The sequence below is a fragment of the Bacillus sp. P14.5 genome (genome assembly GCF_003316765.1).
Taxonomy (GTDB): domain Bacteria; phylum Bacillota; class Bacilli; order Bacillales; family Bacillaceae_B; genus Rossellomorea.
Window position 1 is genome coordinate 18,663 of record NZ_NIJF01000028.1, and the last position, 21,273, is coordinate 39,935.

21 protein-coding genes and 1 pseudogene are annotated in these 21,273 nt (G+C 45.0%); 10 read left to right on the forward strand and 12 right to left on the reverse strand.

Going from position 1 to position 21,273, the window contains the following annotated elements; all coding sequences use genetic code 11:
- The first annotated feature begins 116 nt into the window (after window positions 1–116).
- Together B9Z54_RS03400 and B9Z54_RS03405 are read left to right on the forward strand one after the other, a co-directional pair.
- A pseudogene (locus B9Z54_RS03400) lies at window positions 117–664 on the forward strand (ribonuclease H-like YkuK family protein).
- Between the two features lie 142 nt (window positions 665–806).
- On the forward strand, window positions 807–1,256 hold the full coding sequence (locus B9Z54_RS03405) for a hypothetical protein (RefSeq protein ID WP_113927112.1): 450 nt from the start codon (window positions 807–809) through the stop codon (window positions 1,254–1,256).
- A 2-nt stretch (window positions 1,257–1,258) separates the two neighbouring features.
- Here B9Z54_RS03405 and B9Z54_RS03410 read toward each other — a convergent pair whose 3' ends face one another.
- Window positions 1,259–1,690, reverse strand: a complete 432-nt coding sequence (locus B9Z54_RS03410) for a DMT family transporter (protein ID WP_240189783.1) — start codon at window positions 1,688–1,690, stop codon at window positions 1,259–1,261.
- 15 nt (window positions 1,691–1,705) lie between these two features.
- Entirely contained in the window at window positions 1,706–2,401 is a 696-nt protein-coding gene (locus B9Z54_RS03415; protein ID WP_113927113.1) for a Crp/Fnr family transcriptional regulator, read from the reverse strand.
- Window positions 2,402–3,085: 684 nt separating this feature from the next.
- Here B9Z54_RS03415 and B9Z54_RS03420 point away from each other — a divergent pair.
- Together B9Z54_RS03420 and B9Z54_RS03425 are read left to right on the forward strand one after the other, a co-directional pair.
- Window positions 3,086–3,955 carry an ABC transporter permease subunit gene (locus B9Z54_RS03420; protein WP_240189784.1) on the forward strand — a complete coding sequence of 290 codons (870 nt, stop codon included), beginning with the start codon at window positions 3,086–3,088 and terminating at the stop codon, window positions 3,953–3,955.
- Complete coding sequence (locus B9Z54_RS03425; RefSeq protein ID WP_113927114.1) at window positions 3,955–4,983, forward strand: ABC transporter permease subunit; 1,029 nt, start codon at window positions 3,955–3,957, stop codon at window positions 4,981–4,983. The genes B9Z54_RS03420 and B9Z54_RS03425 overlap by 1 nt, the downstream gene beginning before the upstream one ends.
- Before the next feature lie 545 nt (window positions 4,984–5,528).
- Here the strand turns inward: B9Z54_RS03425 and B9Z54_RS03435 are convergent.
- Window positions 5,529–6,020: a lactoylglutathione lyase family protein gene (locus tag B9Z54_RS03435; RefSeq protein WP_113927128.1), complete on the reverse strand. Its 492-nt coding sequence runs from the start codon at window positions 6,018–6,020 to the stop codon at window positions 5,529–5,531.
- Window positions 6,021–6,141: 121 nt separating this feature from the next.
- Between B9Z54_RS03435 and B9Z54_RS03440 the strand changes: the two genes are divergently transcribed.
- A complete protein-coding gene (locus B9Z54_RS03440; protein ID WP_113927129.1) occupies window positions 6,142–6,474 on the forward strand; it encodes a winged helix-turn-helix transcriptional regulator in 333 nt (110 codons plus the stop codon).
- 129 nt (window positions 6,475–6,603) lie between these two features.
- On the opposite strand, the gene B9Z54_RS03445 is transcribed toward B9Z54_RS03440, so the two are convergent.
- Together B9Z54_RS03445 and B9Z54_RS03450 are read right to left on the reverse strand one after the other, a co-directional pair.
- The gene (locus B9Z54_RS03445) at window positions 6,604–7,704 is read right to left on the reverse strand and encodes a flavin monoamine oxidase family protein (protein ID WP_113927116.1); all 1,101 of its coding nucleotides are present in this window, start codon (window positions 7,702–7,704) and stop codon (window positions 6,604–6,606) included.
- A gap of 22 nt (window positions 7,705–7,726) precedes the next feature.
- Window positions 7,727–8,581: a DegV family protein gene (locus B9Z54_RS03450; RefSeq protein WP_113927117.1), complete on the reverse strand. Its 855-nt coding sequence runs from the start codon at window positions 8,579–8,581 to the stop codon at window positions 7,727–7,729.
- Between the two features lie 121 nt (window positions 8,582–8,702).
- Here B9Z54_RS03450 and B9Z54_RS24655 point away from each other — a divergent pair, with 121 nt between their 5' ends.
- Window positions 8,703–9,341, forward strand: coding sequence for a hypothetical protein (locus tag B9Z54_RS24655; RefSeq protein ID WP_162785078.1), 639 nt, complete (start codon window positions 8,703–8,705; stop codon window positions 9,339–9,341).
- A gap of 80 nt (window positions 9,342–9,421) precedes the next feature.
- Here the strand turns inward: B9Z54_RS24655 and B9Z54_RS03455 are convergent, their stop codons facing one another.
- The 4 genes from B9Z54_RS03455 to B9Z54_RS03470 form a co-directional block, all read right to left on the reverse strand.
- Window positions 9,422–10,945 carry an AbgT family transporter gene (locus B9Z54_RS03455; RefSeq protein WP_113927118.1) on the reverse strand — a complete coding sequence of 508 codons (1,524 nt, stop codon included), beginning with the start codon at window positions 10,943–10,945 and terminating at the stop codon, window positions 9,422–9,424.
- A 189-nt stretch (window positions 10,946–11,134) separates the two neighbouring features.
- Window positions 11,135–11,560 (reverse strand): hypothetical protein, encoded by a 426-nt coding sequence (locus B9Z54_RS03460; protein WP_113927119.1) that lies wholly within the window; start codon window positions 11,558–11,560, stop codon window positions 11,135–11,137.
- Between the two features lie 180 nt (window positions 11,561–11,740).
- A complete protein-coding gene (locus B9Z54_RS03465; protein ID WP_113927120.1) occupies window positions 11,741–13,546 on the reverse strand; it encodes a YhgE/Pip domain-containing protein in 1,806 nt (601 codons plus the stop codon).
- On the reverse strand, window positions 13,533–15,590 hold the full coding sequence (locus B9Z54_RS03470; RefSeq protein WP_205207666.1) for an efflux RND transporter permease subunit: 2,058 nt from the start codon (window positions 15,588–15,590) through the stop codon (window positions 13,533–13,535). The genes B9Z54_RS03465 and B9Z54_RS03470 overlap by 14 nt, the downstream gene beginning before the upstream one ends.
- A gap of 165 nt (window positions 15,591–15,755) precedes the next feature.
- On the opposite strand from B9Z54_RS03470, the gene B9Z54_RS26355 reads away from it, so the two are divergent.
- From B9Z54_RS26355 to B9Z54_RS03480, 3 genes are all read left to right on the forward strand, one after another.
- Window positions 15,756–16,115, forward strand: a complete 360-nt coding sequence (locus B9Z54_RS26355) for a TetR/AcrR family transcriptional regulator (RefSeq protein WP_345840681.1) — start codon at window positions 15,756–15,758, stop codon at window positions 16,113–16,115.
- On the forward strand, window positions 16,112–16,321 hold the full coding sequence (locus B9Z54_RS26360; RefSeq protein WP_345840682.1) for a TetR-like C-terminal domain-containing protein: 210 nt from the start codon (window positions 16,112–16,114) through the stop codon (window positions 16,319–16,321). The genes B9Z54_RS26355 and B9Z54_RS26360 overlap by 4 nt, the downstream gene beginning before the upstream one ends.
- Before the next feature lie 132 nt (window positions 16,322–16,453).
- Window positions 16,454–17,041: a hypothetical protein gene (locus tag B9Z54_RS03480; protein WP_113927122.1), complete on the forward strand. Its 588-nt coding sequence runs from the start codon at window positions 16,454–16,456 to the stop codon at window positions 17,039–17,041.
- Between the two features lie 134 nt (window positions 17,042–17,175).
- On the opposite strand, the gene cypC is transcribed toward B9Z54_RS03480, so the two are convergent.
- Window positions 17,176–18,438: a CYP152 family fatty-acid peroxygenase CypC gene (cypC, locus tag B9Z54_RS03485; RefSeq protein ID WP_240189785.1), complete on the reverse strand. Its 1,263-nt coding sequence runs from the start codon at window positions 18,436–18,438 to the stop codon at window positions 17,176–17,178.
- A gap of 192 nt (window positions 18,439–18,630) precedes the next feature.
- Between cypC and B9Z54_RS03490 the strand changes: the two genes are divergently transcribed.
- On the forward strand, window positions 18,631–19,059 hold the full coding sequence (locus B9Z54_RS03490) for a hypothetical protein (RefSeq protein WP_113927123.1): 429 nt from the start codon (window positions 18,631–18,633) through the stop codon (window positions 19,057–19,059).
- Between the two features lie 148 nt (window positions 19,060–19,207).
- On the opposite strand, the gene B9Z54_RS03495 is transcribed toward B9Z54_RS03490, so the two are convergent.
- The gene (locus B9Z54_RS03495; protein ID WP_113927124.1) at window positions 19,208–20,404 is read right to left on the reverse strand and encodes an MFS transporter; all 1,197 of its coding nucleotides are present in this window, start codon (window positions 20,402–20,404) and stop codon (window positions 19,208–19,210) included.
- Window positions 20,405–20,494: 90 nt separating this feature from the next.
- Entirely contained in the window at window positions 20,495–20,617 is a 123-nt protein-coding gene (locus B9Z54_RS26065) for a hypothetical protein (RefSeq protein ID WP_275887775.1), read from the reverse strand.
- Window positions 20,618–21,273 lie beyond the last annotated feature (656 nt).

A 21,273-nucleotide genomic window follows, 5' to 3' on the forward strand; every position in this document is an offset into this window, starting at 1 on the left:
AGACCTCCCAAGGACAAAACCCTCCATTTGCCCACATCAACCAAAATCCCCTGTCATAGGATAGAGATAAGGGAACACTGTACACCACAAATTTCAAGAAGGCTGTGATATGAAAGATGAAAAGCGATGGCGCTGATCACTACTCATTCCGAAACCTGAAGAAAAGCGGTATGTCGTTTGAACAGGTCTTTGAGCATATTGTAAAATTCATGAGAATTCAGCCAAACGGAAGCTACCGGCTGATGGTCGGGACGGACTCGCAGGTCCACGCCAAACACACCACCTTCATCACGGGAATTGTCATTTTAAATGAAGGAAAAGGCGTGTGGGCCTGCATCAGGAAAGTGGTTATTCCGCGGAAAATGCTGCAGCTGCATGAGCGGATTTCATATGAATTATCTTTATCCGAGGAGATTGTTTCGCTGTTTACGGAAGAGAAAAAAATCAGTTGATTGATATTGTCCTTCCTTACATTTATAAAGGTGCTTCTTTTACCATGGAGGGGCATATCGATATCGGGGCAGGTAAGAAGAGCAAGACGAACAAGTTTGTGACGGAGATGGTCGCCCGTATGGAAGCCATGGGTGTGGAGCCGAAAATTAAGCCGGATGCGTTTGTGGCTTCGAGTTATGCGAACCGGTATACGAAGAGGCGGAATGGGTAGTTCTATATCTTCTTAAAAAAATCAGCAATCCTCTAAGGGGTGCTGTTTTTTTATGCCTTCCCCCTCCTTCATCCGGGAGTGGCTTGGATAAACGTATGTTAAACTGACAATAAAATGTAAAGTAGAGGAGCTGATTTGAAAAATGAAGGAAAATAAAACCAAAATCAAGAAGTTTCTCGCATTCATACTCATTGCAGGCATTTCGGCCGGCCTCTCCTACCTTATTGTTTATAAAGCCTCTTTCCTGCTAAATGGATACGAAATTACAGCTGCGCAGGAAGATCGTGTATCACTTCAATCCTTCAACTGGCTGGGGATGGAAAAGGATATCACCACTCTATCCTTCTCTGACGAAGACTCCTGGATACTTGACGCCCTGCTTTATGAAGTAGACAGACAGAAAGAATTTCTATGGTTGCTATACACCGCAGTGACTATATCAATCATTTTATTTTTCTATAAGATTCGTAAAGATATGAAACTGTGGAAGGCCGTCTTTGAAAGCAATATTATTTTTGCTGTGGCAATCCCTCTGTATATTATTGTGACCTCATTGAATAGAATTGAAAAATTGGCGGGTTTTGTGTCCTAACATTACTTCATTTGAAAGATTACGACGCCTGCTACCATTAATAATAGCCCGGCTATTTTGCTGAAGCTTAAAGGTACCGCTTCGACTCCCAGCAGCCCGAATGTGTTGATGATTAAGGCGATGGCTAACTGGGAAATTAAAACGATCGAGATGGAAACAGCCGGGCCCACCGTGGATATTCCTTTCATGGTGCTGTAAACGATGAGCACCCCGAACAAACCGCCAATCAAGTACAGTTTGTTGACCTCGGTAATCTGCCTTAAGCTTCCGTCCTTCAGGAAAAACAGCACCAGGATCGAACCGAGAAGCCCAATTCCATGAACTATGGCGGTCGTATACCAGAGGCCTACTTTTGAACTCACATTTGTATTGAAAATCCCCTGCAGTGTGATGAAGACCCCTGCAATCAATGAAAAAATGATACCTTGAATCATCTGTTCTTCCCCCTTTTATTCATATTTGATCCCGTCCGCCAGCTCCTCAAGCTTAGCTAAATCAGTAATGGTGATGCGCCCATTCTTTTTTTCCACAAACTGCTTTTCCACAAACTCATTAATAACCCGATTGAGATGCCGGTAGCTTGTCCCTAATAACTCAGCCGTTTCCATCAGGTTTTCCGTCCGGAATTCCTCTGAATTGGTTCCCGCATGATCCGACCTTGTGGCAATCAAGAAACTCGCGAAACGATTTTCCACTTTGGTCAACGCATTCAGGATGGCGGCATTTGAAGACGTGTATAATCGATGTCCCAAGTATTGATTGATATACTGCAGGAACAGGGGATTGTGATAATAAAATTCATACAGCAGACTGAAGCTGATTCCAATCACATAGCATTCCCTTGCCGATATGACGGTATTGGCAGCAGGCTTTCTCGTAACCAGTTCCACTTCGCCCATTATCGACAAAGCATCATTGAACCTCAGCAAAAGCGAGCTCCCGCTAGGCAGAGTCTTCATGACTTTGACCCTGCCTTCTACTAAAACCTTTAGTTCCTCCAGTTGCTCTCCCTCTGAGTAGAGCACGTCCCCTTTTTCCAACCGATACAGATTAAAATGACTCAGATGCTCTAATTCAAATAATGTTAAAAGATCATGCTGTTCAAGAAACTCCCGTACTTTCCGCAGGTTATTTATTCTTTCCACAGTTCCACGCCCTTTGATTTGTTCTCCTTCATCATTAAAAAGGATTTACCTGATAAAAGAAAGGACATATGTCCAAACTCATTAAGATTTTTTTGTAAGCAGCTGATCACCGCGGGGCGGGCATTCCGCACCGGACAAATTTAGGGCGAGGGATGGAGATAGAATTCACTCGCCGCTAAATCAATGTCGGCAAAAAAATAAGGGGAATTTTTCCCGTTAAGTACCCACTTGAACACATTTTGATGGTGAATAAGGGGAGTTTTTCCCCTTATTTTAAGAAAACGCACCTATTTTCTAGTGTATTGAGTCAAATAAGGGGAATTTCTCCCTCTATTTACGCTGTTTTGAATGGTATTTTTTAAATAAGGGGAATTTTTCCCTCTATTTTAAAAGCGCAAGCTCCCTTTCAACCGCGACAGTCCCCCCTAAAGAGACAAACTTCCGAAAACTTTCAAACACGAGCCGTGCATCAGTTGCCTGTTCACTGAGTAACTAGGACCAAAAAATAAGGGAACTTTTTTCCCCTATTTACAAAAGCGCAAGCTCCCCTTTCAGCCCTCCAGCTAAAAAACCTACATCTCCTTTTATCCTTTCGATATAATTCCAATAATGGTAAATTTTTGAATAATAAATATTTTTATTTGAACCTGCTTTTCTCGATTGTTCATTGAAGGGGGCATTGTCATGTTGTATAAAAGTTTGGCCGCTATGCTGATGAAATTTCTATTTGTTTCTCTGGGGATTGTGATGATCAGCGGGGTTGTCGGGCTGTTCACGAATGGAATTAACTTGAGTCTCGTGGCATATCTGAAGAATATTTGGCAGATTCTCGTGTCATTGACTTCTCCCTCCGAGAATACCATCACGAATGAAAGCAACAATACCTATTCGATGTTTCCGACGTTCTGGAGTTATTATTCGTATTCTATTATTATCTTCATTTCTTCCATCCTGCTGGCTACCTTCACCGCGTTTACTTTGACCTATTTTACCGTCCAGCTGCCGAAGAAGGCTTCCAATATCATGCTGAAAATTCTCAACTTCCTAGAGTCTTTGCCAGATTTATTTATCATCATCATTATTCAGTTTTCGGTCATTGTCATTTTTAAACGGACAGGCGTCCTGCTCGCTCCAGTGGCCGGCGGGAATGATCCGGTTTACTTTCTTCCGATTGTCGCCCTCAGCATCCTGCCGGCGATTTTCATCTTTAGGATGTGCCTGCTGCTTGTGGAAGATGAACTGACGAAACCGTATGTGGAACTGGCTCTCAGTAAAGGCTTTAAAAAGATGTATATCTTTACGACTCATATTGTACGGAACATCATGCCCAGCCTGATGAACCATATGAAATCCTTCATCCTGATCCTGCTGTCCAACTTGATTGTGTTTGAACGACTGTTTAATATTTACGGAATCACCCATTTCATTTTTGCTTTTCCGCAAGTCGATGTGATCAGCTTCAGTTTGATTTTGTTCTATATTCCTATTTTCATTCTCCTGATGATCAGTAATGTCATCATCCACCTGACAACTGGACAGAAGGTGGTGCTCTGATGCTGATATGGAGATTAATCAAGAATCCTTATTTTCTACTCGGCTTTTTATTCTTGTTCGGTTTGTTTGGCAGCAGTCTGGTTTATTACTTTTACACAGGTGACCATGTTCCTGTCATTGATCTTTTAAAAGATAAAGACGGAAAATTCCTGCCGCCGCCGTATTCGCCTTTGGAATTTCCCCCTTTGGGAACGGATAATTTCGGACACAATGTCTTCATTCTGATGCTGGTTGGCGCTAAGTATACGATTGGAGCTGCGCTGGCCATAGCATTATTAAGAGTTATCCCGTCTGTCTTGTTCGGGTTGATCATTCATTTTCTTTTTAAAAAAATCAAACCCATACTCGCTGGCATAGTAGATGCTTCGAATTACTTTCCAACGACCCTGCTGGCGTTTCTGTTGTTAAATTGGGTCATGTCCGACGGCCCCTTGAGAAATCCCGATGATTTCCTTTACTCTTTTCAGGAATTGGTCGTGATTTACATCTTGATTCTGGTTGCCATTTCCATTCCATCTGTGTCCTTGCTGTTCTCCAATGAAATTGAGTCCGTCATGAAAAAAGAATTCATAGATGGTGCAAGGGTGCTTGGTGCGCGGGAGTTTCACTTCATCAAGAATCATCTTCGCCCATTCATCGTCCCGCAAATCTATCTTGTTTTAATCAGGGAGTTCATTGCCACGATGCTGTTAATCTCTCACCTGGGGGTGCTGGGAATTTTCATCGGGGGATCAAGAGTGGCCGAAGACCTATTCGGTAATAATTCCTTTTTCTCTTTGGCCCATGAATGGTCCGGCTCCCTCGGCACGTGGTGGCAGTTCTTATGGACGACCTATCCTTGGATCGCCTTCATACCGGTGGTCTTTTTCACCCTGACGATTCTGGCTGGAAAGATGATGTTAGTGGGGCTGTCCAAAGAGCTGGAGAGGAGTTCTATCTCGCATGACGCAGGGCTAGTAGAAGAAAAACAGAAACAATCCCGCGCCGATCAGGGATTGTTTGAGATGGTGGAAAGCCGGAAGATGTGAGAGATAGGGCCTGCCCTTTTTAAAAAAACCTTTATTGGGTAACCTGCGCCCAAATAATAAGGGGAGATTTTCCCCTTAAGTGCCTATTGGAACTTATTTTGTTGGTGAATAAGGGGAGTTTTTCCCCTTATTTTAAGAAAACTCACTTATTTTCTAGTGTATTGAATTAAATAAGGGGAATTTCTCCCTCTATTTAAGCTATTTTCAGTGGAATTTAGTAAATAAGGGGAATTTTTCCCTTTATTTTAAAAGGCTGTTTTCGTATAGATTGTTGCTTTCGGAAAAATCCCAAGAGCCGGATTTTTCCCCTGAATACTAATGTTTCTCTCTCTTAACGGGGCGAGTGGCTCTTTTCTTTCTTGCTTACCAGGATATAATGGTGAATTCTGGTGATGCCTTTCGAAATTCATATTAAATAGCAACATAGTTAACGAAAAGAGCCTTTTAAAAAGAGCAAGCATCCCTTTTAGTCCTGACAGATAAATGCTTGCTGGAGAAAAGAAGGGCCGTGCTCCCTATACCGGGGGCCGGCCCTTTTCCTATTTCTAATATGCACCTTCTGAGTATGTCAGCTCATAGCTGTGAGTGTAAATCTCAAAGATATTTCCGAATGGGTCTTCCATATAGACCATTTTATATGGCTTGTCGTCAGGATAGTATTCACGGATCGGCATGCGCTGTTTGCCTCCGTGTTCTTTAATTTTCTCGACAAGACCCTCAATATCAGGATCCTGGACACAGAAGTGAAAGATTCCTGTTTTCCAGTACTCAAAATTATTTTCAGGCTGCTCGTTCTGCGGGAATTCAAATAGTTCGATTCCTATTTTGTCCCCTGTGGAAAGATGGGCTATACGGAAGCTTTCCCAATCATCGCCGAAGACATCACGGCACATTTGGCCGATAGGCGTGTCGTCGTTTTGGACATCCGAAGGCTCCATAAGCGTGTACCATCCGAAGATTTCTGTGTAGAATGCCACTGCTTTGTCCAGGTCGGGAACGGATAACCCGATATGTGAAAAGTTTCTTGGATAAGTCATCATGTTCAATTTCCTCCTTCATTGGTTTGACAGTTCTTATCATAAACGGTTATTCTTCTACACAAAAGTATGCACTTTTTGGGGAGATACTACCCAAAAGGGAAGCATGGAGGGAAAAAAGATGGACAGTTCCATTGAAGTAGATGAAAACGGAAAGCTGAAATGCTCGATTGAATATACACTGAACAAGGTTGGCGGCAAGTGGAAGCTCGTCATCCTTTGGCATCTCGCCTTCGATGGGATGCATCGCTATAACGAGATGAGAAGACTCTTGCCCGGCATCACCCACAAAATGCTCAGCCAGCAGCTGAAGGAACTTGAGCAAGAAGGGCTGATCAATAGAAAGCAATACAACGAAGTGCCGCCAAAAGTGGAGTATTCCATCTCTGAAAAGGGTGAGACCTTAAAGCCCTTGTTAGAGGAGATGCACAAGTGGGGCAGCGGGCAGCACTAGTGACAGTCACCACCCGGGTTTTGTCTATTTTTGTCGAAGATATTTTTTTCATAGATAAAGAACCTTTCTATTAGAACAGGTTCTTGGTTACTGCAATTTTTGAGACTCAGGATGGATGGCTGAGTCTCTTTAATTTTTATATAATGCTATAGCCTCAGTAACCGCACGCTCGGCCGACCGCAGCGCACCTTCCAGATGCCCTCCGGATTCCTGCGAGGTTTCTGTTCCTGCAAAAAGGATTTTCTTTTCCCAGGGACCGCTGTTTACTGGCAGTCCATAGGCCGGAAAACTGCTAAGCGGCTGGAGGTCGTCCTCTACCGCCGTTTCGGGGTCGGCGGACCAATCCTTGTATAGGATAGAAATCGGATTTTCAGCCTGCGGTCCGAATAGGCGGGTCAACTGATTGACGGCCAATTGGAGAACTTTTTCCTTCCCCAGCTGCCCGCGTTGTTGTGCAGACAAGCTGAAGAAGCCGAAGAGTGCACCATATCCAGTCAGAGGTGAGGCATCATGGATTTCCTGCAAGGGACCCGCCCAGCTCATCACCTGCCCTGAAAGGCCGTCTTCTCGCCAGAAAGGACTGTCATAGATAGCGAGAACCTTAGCCTGTCCCGCCATCCAGGTCGGCTTGTTTTCCAGGCTTTTTACAAGGTCCTCGGGAAGCCTTGGCGAGAATCTAATCCTCTGTGCTGCCAACCGGGGAGGCAAAGCTAAAATGACAGCTCCTGCTGATATCTTCTTATGTGTGCCATCACTTTGGTCTGTTTTAATTACAACCTTTTCTTCTTCCAAAGTGATTGCTGTTACCCGCGTGTTGAGTTCAATCGTGTCTTGGGGAAGAATTTGAGTCAGGGCGTCAATAAGCGACTGTATCCCTCCGGCAAGCCTGACCGATACTTCCACGGATCCTTCCGGGAGCAGATGCCGCTGAATCGGACCTCCCGGGGACTGTTCGAGAAGAATGGCGCCCTCCGTATGCTGGTCGATTGTTTTTAACCCAAGCTCGCTGACCAGGCTGGAGATGACTGGCTCATGTTCCGGCCAAAACCAGGTCGGTCCAAGGTCAAATCGGCCAATCTCCGGTTTGTCCTCGACCTCCCTGCTCAACACTCTTCCTCCCGTTCGCCCGCGGGCCTCCAGAACCTTGCACTCGATCCCTTGCGAAATAAGGAGGGACGCCGCATGGAGACCGCTCAATCCTGCCCCGATAATGATGACGGGATTCTTCATATGTTACACTCCAATCTTTGTACTACTTTTCTAAACCTGCCACTCCGAAACCGCCGGCACCAGAGTGAGTGGAAATCATCCCGCCTGCCTGGATCCATCTGATATTCTGGAAACCATTTTCACGGGCAGCCTCGTCCATCCGCTTTTTGATGCTTTCATCGAGTCCGATTGAATAGATGAGATAGAGCTGCTGTTCTCTATCAATGTCGAATTCATTCAAGTAATCTTTGAAGAGTTTTTCAGCTGCGCCGCTCATCTTTCCGCGGTACTTCTTTGTTGACATAAGCTTGCCGTCCTTCAGTTCTATGCACGGCTTAATTTTTAAAAGAGTCCCAATCAGAGACGCCATGTTGCTTACACGTCCTCCTGCTCTCAGAAACTCCAGGCTGCCCGGGATGAAAGCCAGCCTTGATTTCGGAACGATTTTCTCGATTTTCTCAACCAGGCGCTGCGGTTCAATGTCCGGTTCTTTTTCTAGCAGCTCCCCCGCATATACAACAATCGCCGCTAATCCGCCGGTAACATTGAGGGCATCTATGAGATAAATATCCTGGAATTCTTCCGCGGCAATCACCGCGTTTTGAAAGGAAGAAGACGCTTTGGAGGTATATCCGACATGAACAATGATGCTGTCTGGAGAATCTTTTCTAATTTTCGAAAATAGCTCTTCATACTCATGAGCATTCGTTGAGGTCGTGGAAGGTATCTTTTTTGTGCGCCCATAATAGTCATAGATCTCCTGGACCGGTAAAGTACCGTCTAAATAATCCTTCCCGTCCATAATGATGTGCATGGGAACTACCTGCACATTGTACTTTTGAGCTAAATCCTCCGGTAAGTCGGCACCGCTTTCGGTCGTTAAAATAATCCTTCGCATCCTATTTCCCCCTTGGTAATATTGTTCGCACGTTTACTCTCCTGATGTTTGATTTCATGCTTTAACTATACATGATGATGCGGGATTTATATTGTTTTTTTGCCGCGCTTTGTACTAATTATTGCTGCGGGCCTTTCTCGATGAGGGGGCAATCAAAGAGTTTTGTGTTTCTATCAACGAAAATCGCGGTACTATCGACGACTTTTATGGTTCTATCAACGAGTTTCGCGCTCCTATCAACGACTTCCCTTTTCGAGGCACATTTCTAAACAACAAACTTTGGTTTGTCCCCAGCTTTGGCTGGGCTTCTGGCTTTTTCCCCCATGTCATGTGTGTGCATCGATATTTTCACCTATCAACGAGTTTTAGTGTTTCTATCAACGAAAATTGCGGTTATATCGACGACTTTTATGGTTCTATCAACGAGTTTCGCGCTCCTATCAACGACTTCCCTTTTCGAGGCACATTTCAAAACAACAAACTTGGTTTGTCCCCAGCCTTGGCTGGGCTTCTGGCTGTTTCCCCCATGTCATGTGTGTGCATGGTGTTTTCTTCTATCAACGAGTTTAGTGTCTCTATCAACGATAATTGCGGTGCTATCGACAAGTTTTATGGTTCTATCAACGAGTTTCGCGTTCCTATCAACTACTTTCCCTTTTCTATCAACGACTTCCCTTTTCGAGGCACATTTCAAAAGAACAAACTCCGGTTTGTCTCCCAGCCGAGGCTGGGCTTCTGGTCAATACTCCCTGACATGTAAAGAATGTCTAAATTCTATACAAAAAGAGACCCAATTCCAAAAAGGAATCAGGTCTCTCTGCTTTTAATAGCGCCAGCCGATTAATACGTAATCGAAGATCCAGGACCGATCGGAAGTCCAGTGAGCATCCAGATGATCAGCAGGATCACCCAGCCGATGGTGAAGGCGATGGAGTATGGGAGCATTGTTGCGATAAGCGTTCCAATTCCAACCTTCTTGTCATACTTTTGCGCAAAGGCGATAACGATTGCGAAGTATGGCATCAATGGTGAGATGACGTTTGTTGTTGAGTCTGCGATTCTGTATACAAGCTGCGTGAATTCCGGTGAGTAGCCTGAGAGCATCATCATCGGGATGAATACCGGTGCCATGATCGCCCATTTCGCGGAAGCACTTCCGATGAACAGGTTGATGAAGCCGGATACGACGATGAATGTCAGGATCAGCGGAATTCCTTTGAAGCCTGTGGCATCAATGAATTCTGCTCCTTTTACAGCTAGTACTGTTCCAAGGTTGGATTCACTGAAGTAAGCAACGAACTGTGCCGCCACGAAGGCAAGGACAATGTAGGCACCCATGGTCGCCATTGTTTCAGAGAGCTGTCTTGCCACGTCTTTGTCATTTTGAATAGATTTTGTGATACGTCCGTACACTAGTCCCGGAATAAAGAACGTGATCAAAATGATAGGAACGAGCGTATGGAAGAATGGTGCATCAATGATGTTCTCTTCTCCGCCGCGCAAAGGTCCCCAAGACGGGATGACAAGCAGTGCAATGGCAATAACCGTCAGAAGGAAAGCGGCAAGTGCAGCCCACAACCCTTTTTTCTCTTCCGGTTTCAGATAATCGACTTCCTCTTTTATATCGCCTTTATATTTTCCAAGGCGCGGTTCAACGATGAAGTCTGTTACCAATGTACCTAAAATCGTGATCAAGAACACCGATACAATCATGAAGTAGTAGTTCATCGCATAGTTGATGCCGGCAGCGTAATCCGGGTTAATGATTGCGGCAGCATCCTGGGTCAATCCACCAAGAAGCGGATCAAGTGACGTCAGCAATAGGTTGGCACTGAATCCTCCGGAAACACCGGCGAATGCAGCTGCCAGACCAGCAAGCGGATGGCGTCCCAGTCCTGCGAACAAGACCGCACCAAGCGGCGTTAATACGACATAACCAGCATCGGCAGCCATACTTGACATAACTCCGCCGAATACCAGAGCAGCTGTCATCAGCACACGCGGCACAGAGGTAACCAGTCCGCGAAGTGCGGCGCTGATCAATCCTGAGCGCTCCGCAATCCCGATACCAAGCATTGTCACCAGGACAGTACCAAGCGGCGCAAAGCTCGTGAAGTTTGTTACAGCACTCTCAAAGAGATACAGAATCCCTTCGGAGCTCAGCAGGTTCTTGACTGCAATCATTTCTCCCTCATTCAGCGGATCTTCTACCTTGAGACCCATCGAAGAAAAGACAGCAGACAATACAACTACTAATAAAGAAAAGATAAAGAACAAAGTGACCGGGTCGGGAAGTTTATTTCCGACACGCTCGATGATATTTAACATACGCATGATGAGACCATTATTCTTCTTTTGTTCCATCTTTTTCTTCCTCCTTTTTTCTTTTATTATTAAAAATTCTAACAATTACTAAAAAACAATACCCACATTATAGTCAAGAGAAGCCAAGAAAGAAATACTTCTGAAAGTATTCATAATAGGAGAATTTTTCTGATAGGCATCTTATGGAATTAAGGGTTACTATTTTCCTAGGGGCTAAAATGACTAACTTTAGTTTGTCCCCCAGCCCCGGCTGGGATTCTGGCTGTTTCCCGCGTTAATTATGAGGTGCAGATACTTCGAGGTTTTTTCTATCAACCGGTTTTGCGATTCTATCAACCACTTTCGTATTTCTATCAGCCACTTTTGCCATCTAACCAGTTTGCCGCTTCTATCAGCCACTTTACCCATTTTATCAACCACTCCCCTTTTCGAGGCACCATACAAAAAGACTAACCTCAGTTTGTCCCCCAGCCCCGGCTGGGATTCTGGCTGTTTCCATCTTTGAATACAGCGGCTGCGGGATTCCTGGCACTGATCTCTATCGACGAAATTTACGAGTCTATCGACGACTTTTATACTTCTATCAACGAGTTTGCTGCTTCTATCAACGATTTTCCATCTTCTATCGACGAACTCCCCTTCTCGAGGCACCATACAAAAAGACTAACCTCAGTTTGTCCCCCAGCCGCAGCTGGGATTCTGGCTGTTTCCTGCCTTAAATGTAACGCTTGCTGCATAAAAAAGACCCGGTCCCAAAATGGAACCAGGTCTTCTGCTATTTTATCTGTACAACAGGGCGAACCGGGACAAGGAACCTGTCCCTCCGTCCCGCTCTTATTTAAACAAATCCAAGAACAGCTCCCAGAACCCCTTCTCTTTCTCAGGTTCTGCTTTTTTCTCTTTCTGTTCTTCTTTTTCAATGCTTTCCGTCTTGATGACAAACTGCACGGAAGATACTTTTTCATTTTCGGAAGAGACGAAGGATATCGGTTCGAAGTCTGATTTGTCATATTCGGATATCATTTTATCGATTTCCTCCTGCATTTGGGCCGGCAGGTCTTTTGTTTCTTTGTATAGCTGGGCAGTGCCGTCATGAAGTTCGCCTACCCCATTCTCCAGTTCACTTGTACCGCCTGTCAGCTCGCTGATGCCGGAATGAAGCTCGCTGTAAGAAGCCGTGAGCTGACTTACTCCATCTGTGTAGCTTACTAAGCCCGAGTGAAACTCCTTGTAATTGGCCGAAAGTGAAGCAATGCCTTTTTGCAGCTCAGCCAAGCCGCTCATGTCTGTTTCGTTGAGAGAAGCCGAGATACTATCAGCTGTCGATGTCAGCTGTCCGCTGATTGTACTCACCGAACCGCTGAGCCTTTTCAGTGTAGGTTCAACGGCTGCAAAAGCTTCCTGTACCTCAGCGTATGTTGCTTTTACTTTTTGCGAAGCTGCATAAGAGGCTGCCAACTGGTCTACCACCGCTGGATCAGCGCCGCTTTCATAAAGCGCCGCGATTTGATCCTCTGATACCTGCCCTGCTGGAATCTCATTAATTGCGCCATCCAAAGCAGCATAAGCTCCCGCATAATTTTCCTGCAGAGTATTCAAGCCGCCAGCAACCTCCGTCAGGCCGCCCGCTAACTGGGTCAGACCCGCAGGCAGTTCGCTCAGACTCGAAAGGTCCATGTCGGCAGTCTGTCCGGAGAGCGATTGATTGATGCCCCCAAGCGCATCCCTTATCGAAGCCGACCCATTAACAAGGCCCGCGGAAGAGCCGTTTAAGTCGCCCATCCCATTTTTAAATTGTGCCGAACCATCCTGCAGGCTCGCTGTGCCATTGTTCAGCTCAGCTGCCCCTGTTTCCAGTTCTCCGACACCATCATTCAATTCCTTGATGGCGCTGGACAGCTCTGACATGTCTTCTGTCATGTTTCCAGTCTCTGATGCATCAATCGGGAGCGTGGATGGAACCGCCGCAATTTCCACTCCGGTAAATTCGAAGTCTTCTACATTTGCCTCCACGCTGAGGGTTTCCTCTTCGCCGGGCATGACCGTAAAGGTGATTTGCTTATTCTTCCCGGCATTGGCCACCATTCCGTCAGGTGCTTCAATGTCCCGGTAGGTGTTGGGAAGCGCCAGGGACACCTGCAGAAGATAGTTTTCATAGAAAGCCGCGTCTCCCTCTTCGTTCTCTGAAATATCCACCGAGATTTCAAGGTGTCCGCTATTCCCTGCCAACTCCTCGGGCTGCACTTCTTTTCCATCAAGCAGATAGTTAACATTCACATTCCAAGGAAGTTCTGTTTCCTTATCCATGTTTCCTTGATAATAAAACTTTCCTTCCGGGGCTTCCACTTCAATCTTCTGCCCCTCCTGATTGATTTCCGCTAAATCAGTGAGGTTTTTGACGCTGCTGTACTTCCCGTAATCAAGGATTTCCCCAGCTTTTTCAACCTCCAGCGTGTTTACGACATAGATATTATCGGGGTTTCCGCTTGCGTTCAACGTGGCATAGATCACTTCATCTTTTGAAGTGACATTGCCTTCCGTCGCCGCCAGAGCAGGCTCGCTAAGAAATGAAGGCAAGAAGACCATTGCAGCGAGAGCCGTGTAACGTACTTGTTTTTTCTCATCATCATTTCTCCTCATAATAGTTTGATTTATAGGTTGTTTTCTTAATAGCTTTATCGAAAACGACGAGCATGGCCGGCAAGGCGAACAGAACCATGATGAAGGCCAGCAGCGCCCCTCTTCCCATCAACAGGCCGATCGATCCGACTATCGGGTTGGTGGATGTGATCCACAGGATAAACCCGACACTGGATAAAATCGCTGCTGAAATTGAAATCGAGAACGTCTTTTCATCCAGGGTCTTCACAATCGCTTCCCTCGCCGACATCTTTTTCCGGTTATGATTATATTCTTCTGTGAACAGAATCGCGTAATCCACCGTCGCGGCCAGCTGGACCGTACTGACGATCAAGTATCCAACAAACACCAGTGAGGTATTTGTAAAATAAGGGATCGATAAGTTGATCCAGACCGCTGTCTGAATCGTGATCAGCAGCACAATCGGAATTGAAATCGATTTGAAGCTGAACAGCAGGACAAGCGCGATCGTCACAACGGTCAATACATTGACGACAACATTGTCTTTATTGACTGTATTTTTAATATCATAGAGAGTCACACTTTCGCCCAAAGCGAGCGCGTCATCTCCGTAATAGTTCTGTGCTGCCTCTTCTACATTTTCAACGATGCTAAAAGGAATGTCGCCTTCTGTTCCCTGATTCGTATTGATGATGATCCGGCTGTAATTTTCAGAATAAAATTCCTTCGTAATTGATTCATCGAGATATTCAGGTGGAATTTCTGCACCAACCTGATTTGCATAGGCCATGACACCTGTGACGTATTCCATTTCTTCGATGTCGTCCACTAGCTCCGTCTCTTTCACCGCATCCCCTCTAGGGACGAGGAGCACGATTGAGGTCGTTTCACCAAAAGCTTCATTGACGAGTACCGCGTCACCTCCGACACGTGTATCTTCAGGCTGCGTGCCAGTTCCATAAATAAACGACGTGTTCGTCTGTGCCAGGAAGGCGGGAACAATGATCGCCGCGATCAGGATCAAGCTTGGAAACTTCAGCTTCATCACTTTATTGCCAATCCCCTTGAAGCTCGGCACAAAGTTCTTATGCTTGGTTTTATCCATCCATTTGTAAAAAACGAGCGTCAATGCAGGCAGGAATACCATGACACTGATGAAGCTCAGGACGATCCCTTTTACCAGATTCAATCCAAGATCGGACCCGATTTCAAACTTCATGAATGTCAGTGCCATGAATCCAAAGAAAGTCGTCGCCGCACTGGCCATGATTGCCGGGAAGGACTTCTTCATTGCCAGCTCCATTGCTTCTTCCGGACTGTTCGTGGTTTTCCGGTAATCTGAAAAACTATGAAGCAGGAACACGGCGTAATCCAGCGAAACAGCCAGTTGCAAAATAGGCGCAACCGACTGGGTCACAAACGAAACTTCTCCCATAAAAATGTTCGTTCCTAAGTTGATCAGGACTGAAACGCCGATCGCCGTCAGGAAGAACAGCGGCTCCACCCATGAGGTTGTTGAGACGACCAGGATCAAGATGATGATCGGAACCAGAAGCATTGCCGCATACATCGATTCCTGCCCCGCCATTGTCTGCGAACTTGCCGTATTGATGGCTTCTCCGGCAATCGCGCCTTCTTCGCCGATCAGTTCATAAACCGCATTGGTGGCTTTTACTTCATCCCCGCTTCCGACACTGATCTGAAAGAGGGCATTGCCGTCTTTATAGTAATTCTCTACTGTTTCTTCATCGGCAATTTCAAGCGGCATTTTTAAATCGACCATATCGTCGAGCCACATCACACTTGAAATCCCGTCAATGGTCTCTAATTCTTTTTTATAATCCAGGGCTTCCTGAATGGTGACATCGGTGACCATGACCCGGGTATCCGGCACGTCACCAGTGAATTCCTCTTCCATGATTTCCATCGCCTGTGTCGACTGGGCGTCTTCCGGTAAGTAATCAACCATATTGTAATTGACAGATACAAAAAACTGCGCGGCTGTTGAGAGCACCGTAACAAGGACGAAAGCAGCCAAAACAGCTTTTTTATGTTTGATGATCCATGATGCTATATTAATGATTTTTCATCCTCTCTTGTCACTTTCCGATTTACACTCTATCATTATATTAAACACCGTGTTGGATATTCAACAAACAGTTGCATATATTATGTACATTCCACAACATATTTTTAAATTATGTTGGTTAACTTTGTGATTATATTGTGAAAGAAAGGATTACGGATTATGAGTTCAAAAATGGATCGAAGAAAGCAATACACGAGGATGGTTTTAAAAGAGAGCTTGATGGACCTGCTGCAGGAAAAATCCATTTCCAGCATCACCATCAAGGAAATCTGTGAAAAAGCGGACATCAACCGTTCGACTTACTATGCTCATTTCGCCAATCAATACGAGCTGCTCGATTCTATCGAAGAAGAATTCATCGAGGACCTGGTCGGGACGCTCACTCAATATAACTTGTCAAAAGAAGATGACTCCCTGCAAATGAGCGAAAAGTTCTTTGAATTCATTGCGGAAAACAGTGAAGTCTGCCAGACCCTTTTAAGCGAAAATACGGACATTCATTTTCAAAAAAGGGCATGATGATCACCCGGGAGTACATCTTCAACGACTGGATCGCCGACATGAAAATGGATGAGGAAACCTATGAATACATCAACCTTTTCATCGTCAGCGGCAGCATCTACGTCACAAAAAACTGGCTGGAAAGCGGACAGAACAAAACACCGAAGGAAATGGCGGAAATCCTTAATAATTTTATTAATAAAGGGTTGTCGAATATGCGGTAACGGGACGGGGGACGGGTTGAGGGAACTCGGGACGGAGGGACAGGTTCCTTGTCCCAGGCAGGACTTATTATCCATTATATAGAAGATATATAGTACGATAAATAATTCAAGGATGGGAGAAGGAATCAGGTTATGTACAGAGTATTTTTGTTGCTTGCCCTTTTGCTGCTATTGAGCGGCTGCCGTATAGAGTTGAGTCTGGACGAGGCGCCTCCTGGAACTGGAGGTGCTGCTCAGTCCAGTGTCCCACGTTCAGAAGCCAACACAGTTAAAAAGAATGAAAGTTTAAGTGTTTTCATTAACGGAGAAATTGATTACGATGAATCCCAAATCAGACTGATGACAGAGACGGATTTGCAAGAAGGAGCCGTCTTGAAGGTACAATTAAAACAGTACCCAAAAGATGCCGCCTTAAGGGACATTTTCAATGGCGAAGTTGAGCTTGTGGAGACACCTGTTTTAGAAGAAACAATGGAAGTTGATTCCAACGGCGGCTTGGACGTAACGCTTGAACGTGAATCAGATATCGTCTACTTCTTGACGGTACAGTTCAACCCGGAACTCCAGCCTGATGACATTAAAGAAGTCTACGGTTCGAGAGGAGAAAATATCGTTGTCTCTTCCAATGTGGAGCATTATGAACACGAGGGCCAGACCATGATTGGGGCGAGTGCTTCTGCCAACATCGGCATGAGGCCGTCCTGGGCTTATCTTCAATAGAGCGTGAGTCTCACTCGACCGAGAATATCCCAAAAAGACATGCTGCTGCGGCATGTCTTTTTGGAATGAAGAACAGCGTGACTTTAGGGGTATCAGCTTCCTATTTTTCAAAAAAACTTTCCCTTAGCCCCGCCTTAGTTACGCTTCCTTTTCACATCCCGAATCTTCATCTTGCTCTCAGGCAGACTCGGAATATCGTTCATGCTGTAGGTTAAATCCTGCTTCGGAACCGTATACTCTAAATGGTTCACCAAGTAATCGACCGTCACCCGCAGGATATCAAGTGTAAGCCATTCTCCGGCACAGCGGTGGCCGATATTATACTCTCCCCCGCCTTGCGGGATAAAATCAAATGGACTGCCCGACCAGGTCAAAAAACGATCAGGTTTAAATTCATCAGGTTGCTCCCATAGTTCAGGATGATGATTGGTGCCATATAAATCAAGAAGAGTAAGCGTATCTTTTTTAAACTCGTACCCCTTCCATTCAAATTCCTTCTTCACACGGGCTGCAGCAAACGGGAAAAATGGATAATAGCGTCTCACTTCTTGAATGAAGCGCTGCTGTTCATCCTTGCCTCCGCCTTTCACTTTTGCCGCTTCCTCTGGATAATCATGGACAGCCAGGGCAGTGAAATCTGCGTAGACGGAGATTGCTGTGATTGGACGCAGCAAGTTCAAGAGTTCCACCGCAACAACAGCCGGGCTCAATAACTCTCCATTGGTATCCTTATGGAATGAGAACTGATAAAGCGCCCTCTGTTCATCAGCATGAACACCTCCGGAACGCACCTTCTCAACTAATGCCTCCATCCGTTCTTCTGCTTTGGAACGGGACCGGCGTGACTGAAAATGCTTCAAGCTAAAACTCGCCGCTCCTTCAAACATGTCGCTCAACTCGTCTGTCCACTTCTCCAAATCTTCTCCTTGAAGCGGAACACCCGTCCACTCAAAGGCAGATTCAGCCAGCATTTTTTTCACTTCATCGTAAAGGACAATCTCTTCCTCCGCTTCCCATTTCTTACTGTATCTCTCCCACTTCTCCTGGAAGAGTGCTTGAACTTCTTCAAGCGAATCCTTCGTCATCATCGACATAAACATCGCTTTCCGATTTCGATGCTCCTCCCCGTCCAGGCCTTGTACCCCGCCTTCGCCGAACAAGGTTTTTTGCGCAAGTTTCGGAGCTGCACCCTCACGCTTGAAGCGTTCATTATCATAAAAAAGTTCCGCGGCTTCCTTACCTGTCAGACAAATACCTTTTTCCCCCAAGAGATTCGTTTCAAAAACAGGAGAGTCATACTTTTCACTTCGATTCATTATGTATAAATATCCTTCCCTGAGCAGGCGGACATTTTCCATCAGCCCCGTCTCTTTCGGCATTTCTTTATGACCTGTCAATTTATCTTCCTCCTTTTTCACAAAAAGACTTTCTTCCTATATACCACTTTTTGGAGATAAAAAACACTTGCAAAAGCACTACAATTTAAGCTTTCCCTCCCTCGATAAAAATACAAAAAATCCCTCCTGGTACCAAGGGACAGGCCCACTTCCCCGTGATATAATATAAAAAAAGGAAAGGAGGAGACAATGATGGAAGAATTATTGAAGCAGTTCATGAAACAAATGAATAACCGTTTTGACCAAGTAGACCAGCGCTTTGTTTCAATTGAAGGACGGCTCGACGGCTTAACCAAAGACGTAAAAGAATTAAAAGTTGGACAAGACCGGTTGCAAGCTCGCCAAGACCAACTGCAAGCCAGACAGGATCATTTTCAAGCTGGACTAGAGCAATTGCAAGCCGGACAAGATCGATTGCAGGCTGGACAAGACCAATTAAAAGACAACCTCATCAATGGATTAGGGCCATACTTTGAACAAATCGAGAAGCACATCGACGCTAAAACGGAATCAATTAAAGAAACCCTCAATGAGCAGCAAAGCATGATTGACACACTTTCAGCTCGTTCTATTAAGCATGAAAGTGAAATAAAGGATCTGAAAGCCTCCATAAGAGCTTAACTACTCTGCCTCCATTTAATTTTTTCAGGTTATTACCCAACAGGCTCTCCATACTAATTTGCCTCTGACACCTTCCAATTTTATTAGCTCAATAAAAAAGCTGAAGATCCCAATAAACAGATCTTCAGCTTTTCACGTGTAAAATACTCTATTCCGTTTTTCTATGCATCTTGATTCGCTGGAAGACCAGATATCCGCCTGCCCCAATAAAGAAGATAATCAGCAGGCCGGTAAAGCCGTTGGTGAAGCCGGCACGTTCCACCGCAAACCCGAACAGCGGGAAGCTGATCATGATGACGAAGCTTTCCACCAGGCCGATGAGCGATAGGAAAGTAGATCGAACATTACTTTTTAAAAATTGCTGCACAAACGAGCTGAATATCGGTTCAAAAAGGCTCAGCAGCTGTGCAAGGAAAAGAAACGACAACAGAATCGCCCAGTCCTTGGCAAAGATGAAAAGGATAAAGAACAGAAGAAACAGACCCCATCCATAATAAAGAATATTGAAGAACTTCAATCGTCTTTCTACCCTGTAAGCAATCTTCGCCATGGCCACTCCCAGCAGGCCCTCAACCGTAAATACAGCCCCGACAACTACCGGCGAGTACCCCAGTTGAATGAAGTATTCCTGTCCGTAGAAAACAATGATCACCATGACGGCACTCGCTAAAATAAAGAGTACGACCGGCTGGTGAATAATTGAATTCGTTCTCCAGACATTAAGCCCCAGCTTAAATTGATGCACCCATTGATGATACCAGCGCCCAGCAACTTCTTCCGGCTTTTCACGGAGTGGTTCTTTTAAAAATAACAGCGGAATCATCGCCAGGACATGGGTGAAGATCGTTGAACCATACACCCATTCCCAGCTGACATCCGCCATGAAGCCGCCGAAGAATTTGGCCAGACTTAGTGACAGCAAACTAATCGCCGTCATACTGCCAATGACCCTCGTATAATCTTTTTCACGGTTTTGATTTTTCAACGTATCATAAGCAAATGCCTGCTCGGCTCCGGAATGAAAAGTAACCATTAATCCCATGGATAAAAAAGCCAGCGTGAACATCGAAAACGAACCGCTCATCAGCATAAACAGACCATAAAGCAAGCTGAAAATGTTTCCGACCACCAGGCTGATTTTTCTTCCATACAAGTCAGCAATCATGCCTGTCGGAACCTCGAAAAGCACAATTGCCAGATGAAGAAGAGCTTCTAAAACTCCGATTTCGCCTAATGTCAGACCCTTATCGCCCAGATAGATGACCCATAATGCCCGGTCAAAAAATAACTGTGCAAAAAATATATAAAAATACAGCATATAAATATTATTCTTTTTGATAGCCATTGAATTTCGTCCTCTCTTAAACACAAATGTAAAAAACCACAGAGAGATCCCCTGCGGCTGTAATATATCTTCAGGAAATCATGCGATCGTTCAGTTGGTATTTCCGCTGAAAAAGGACAGACCTGTCCCGTTGGCAGCAGAGAATCCAAAAATAGACATCATAAAAACAAGATACTTTTTCTCTTTTTTGACGTCTACAGTGAACGAATGCATGATATTCCCTCCTTTATGTTTAAGTTACTATCATTATATAGCTCTTTTGCTGGCTCGACAACCTGGGATTGAGGGAGGGGTCCGCTTTTAGGGAGGGTACACCAAGTTTTATACCTCATCAAATCCATAAACTCCTCCGTTGATGCCGTTTAAACCCCTTTTATACAGCATCAAACCTACAAACCTCTACCTTTGATGTTGTTTAAACCTCATTTATACTGCATCAAATCCACAAACCCCTACCATTGATGCCATTTAAACCTCACTTATACAGCATCAAACCCACAAACCCCTATACTTGATGCTGTTTAAACCTTACTTATACAGCATCAAACCTACAAACCTCTACCTTTGATGTTGTTTAAACCTCATTTATACTGCATCAAACCCACAAACCCCTACCATTGATGCCATTTAAACCTCACTTATACAGCATCAAACCTACAAACCTCTACCTTTGATGCTGTTTAAACCTCATTTAGGAACGGAGGAACTATATCTCACGCCCAAAACAAAAGACAGGAACAAGATGGCTTCCCCTTGTCCCTGCCTTTTAAAAGCCGGCTTCCTTAAAAACCCGAAAACCCTCACCTCCAAATTTCTTTAGAAACATCCACAATATACTTCAGCTTCGCCCACTGCTCTTCCTCAGTCAA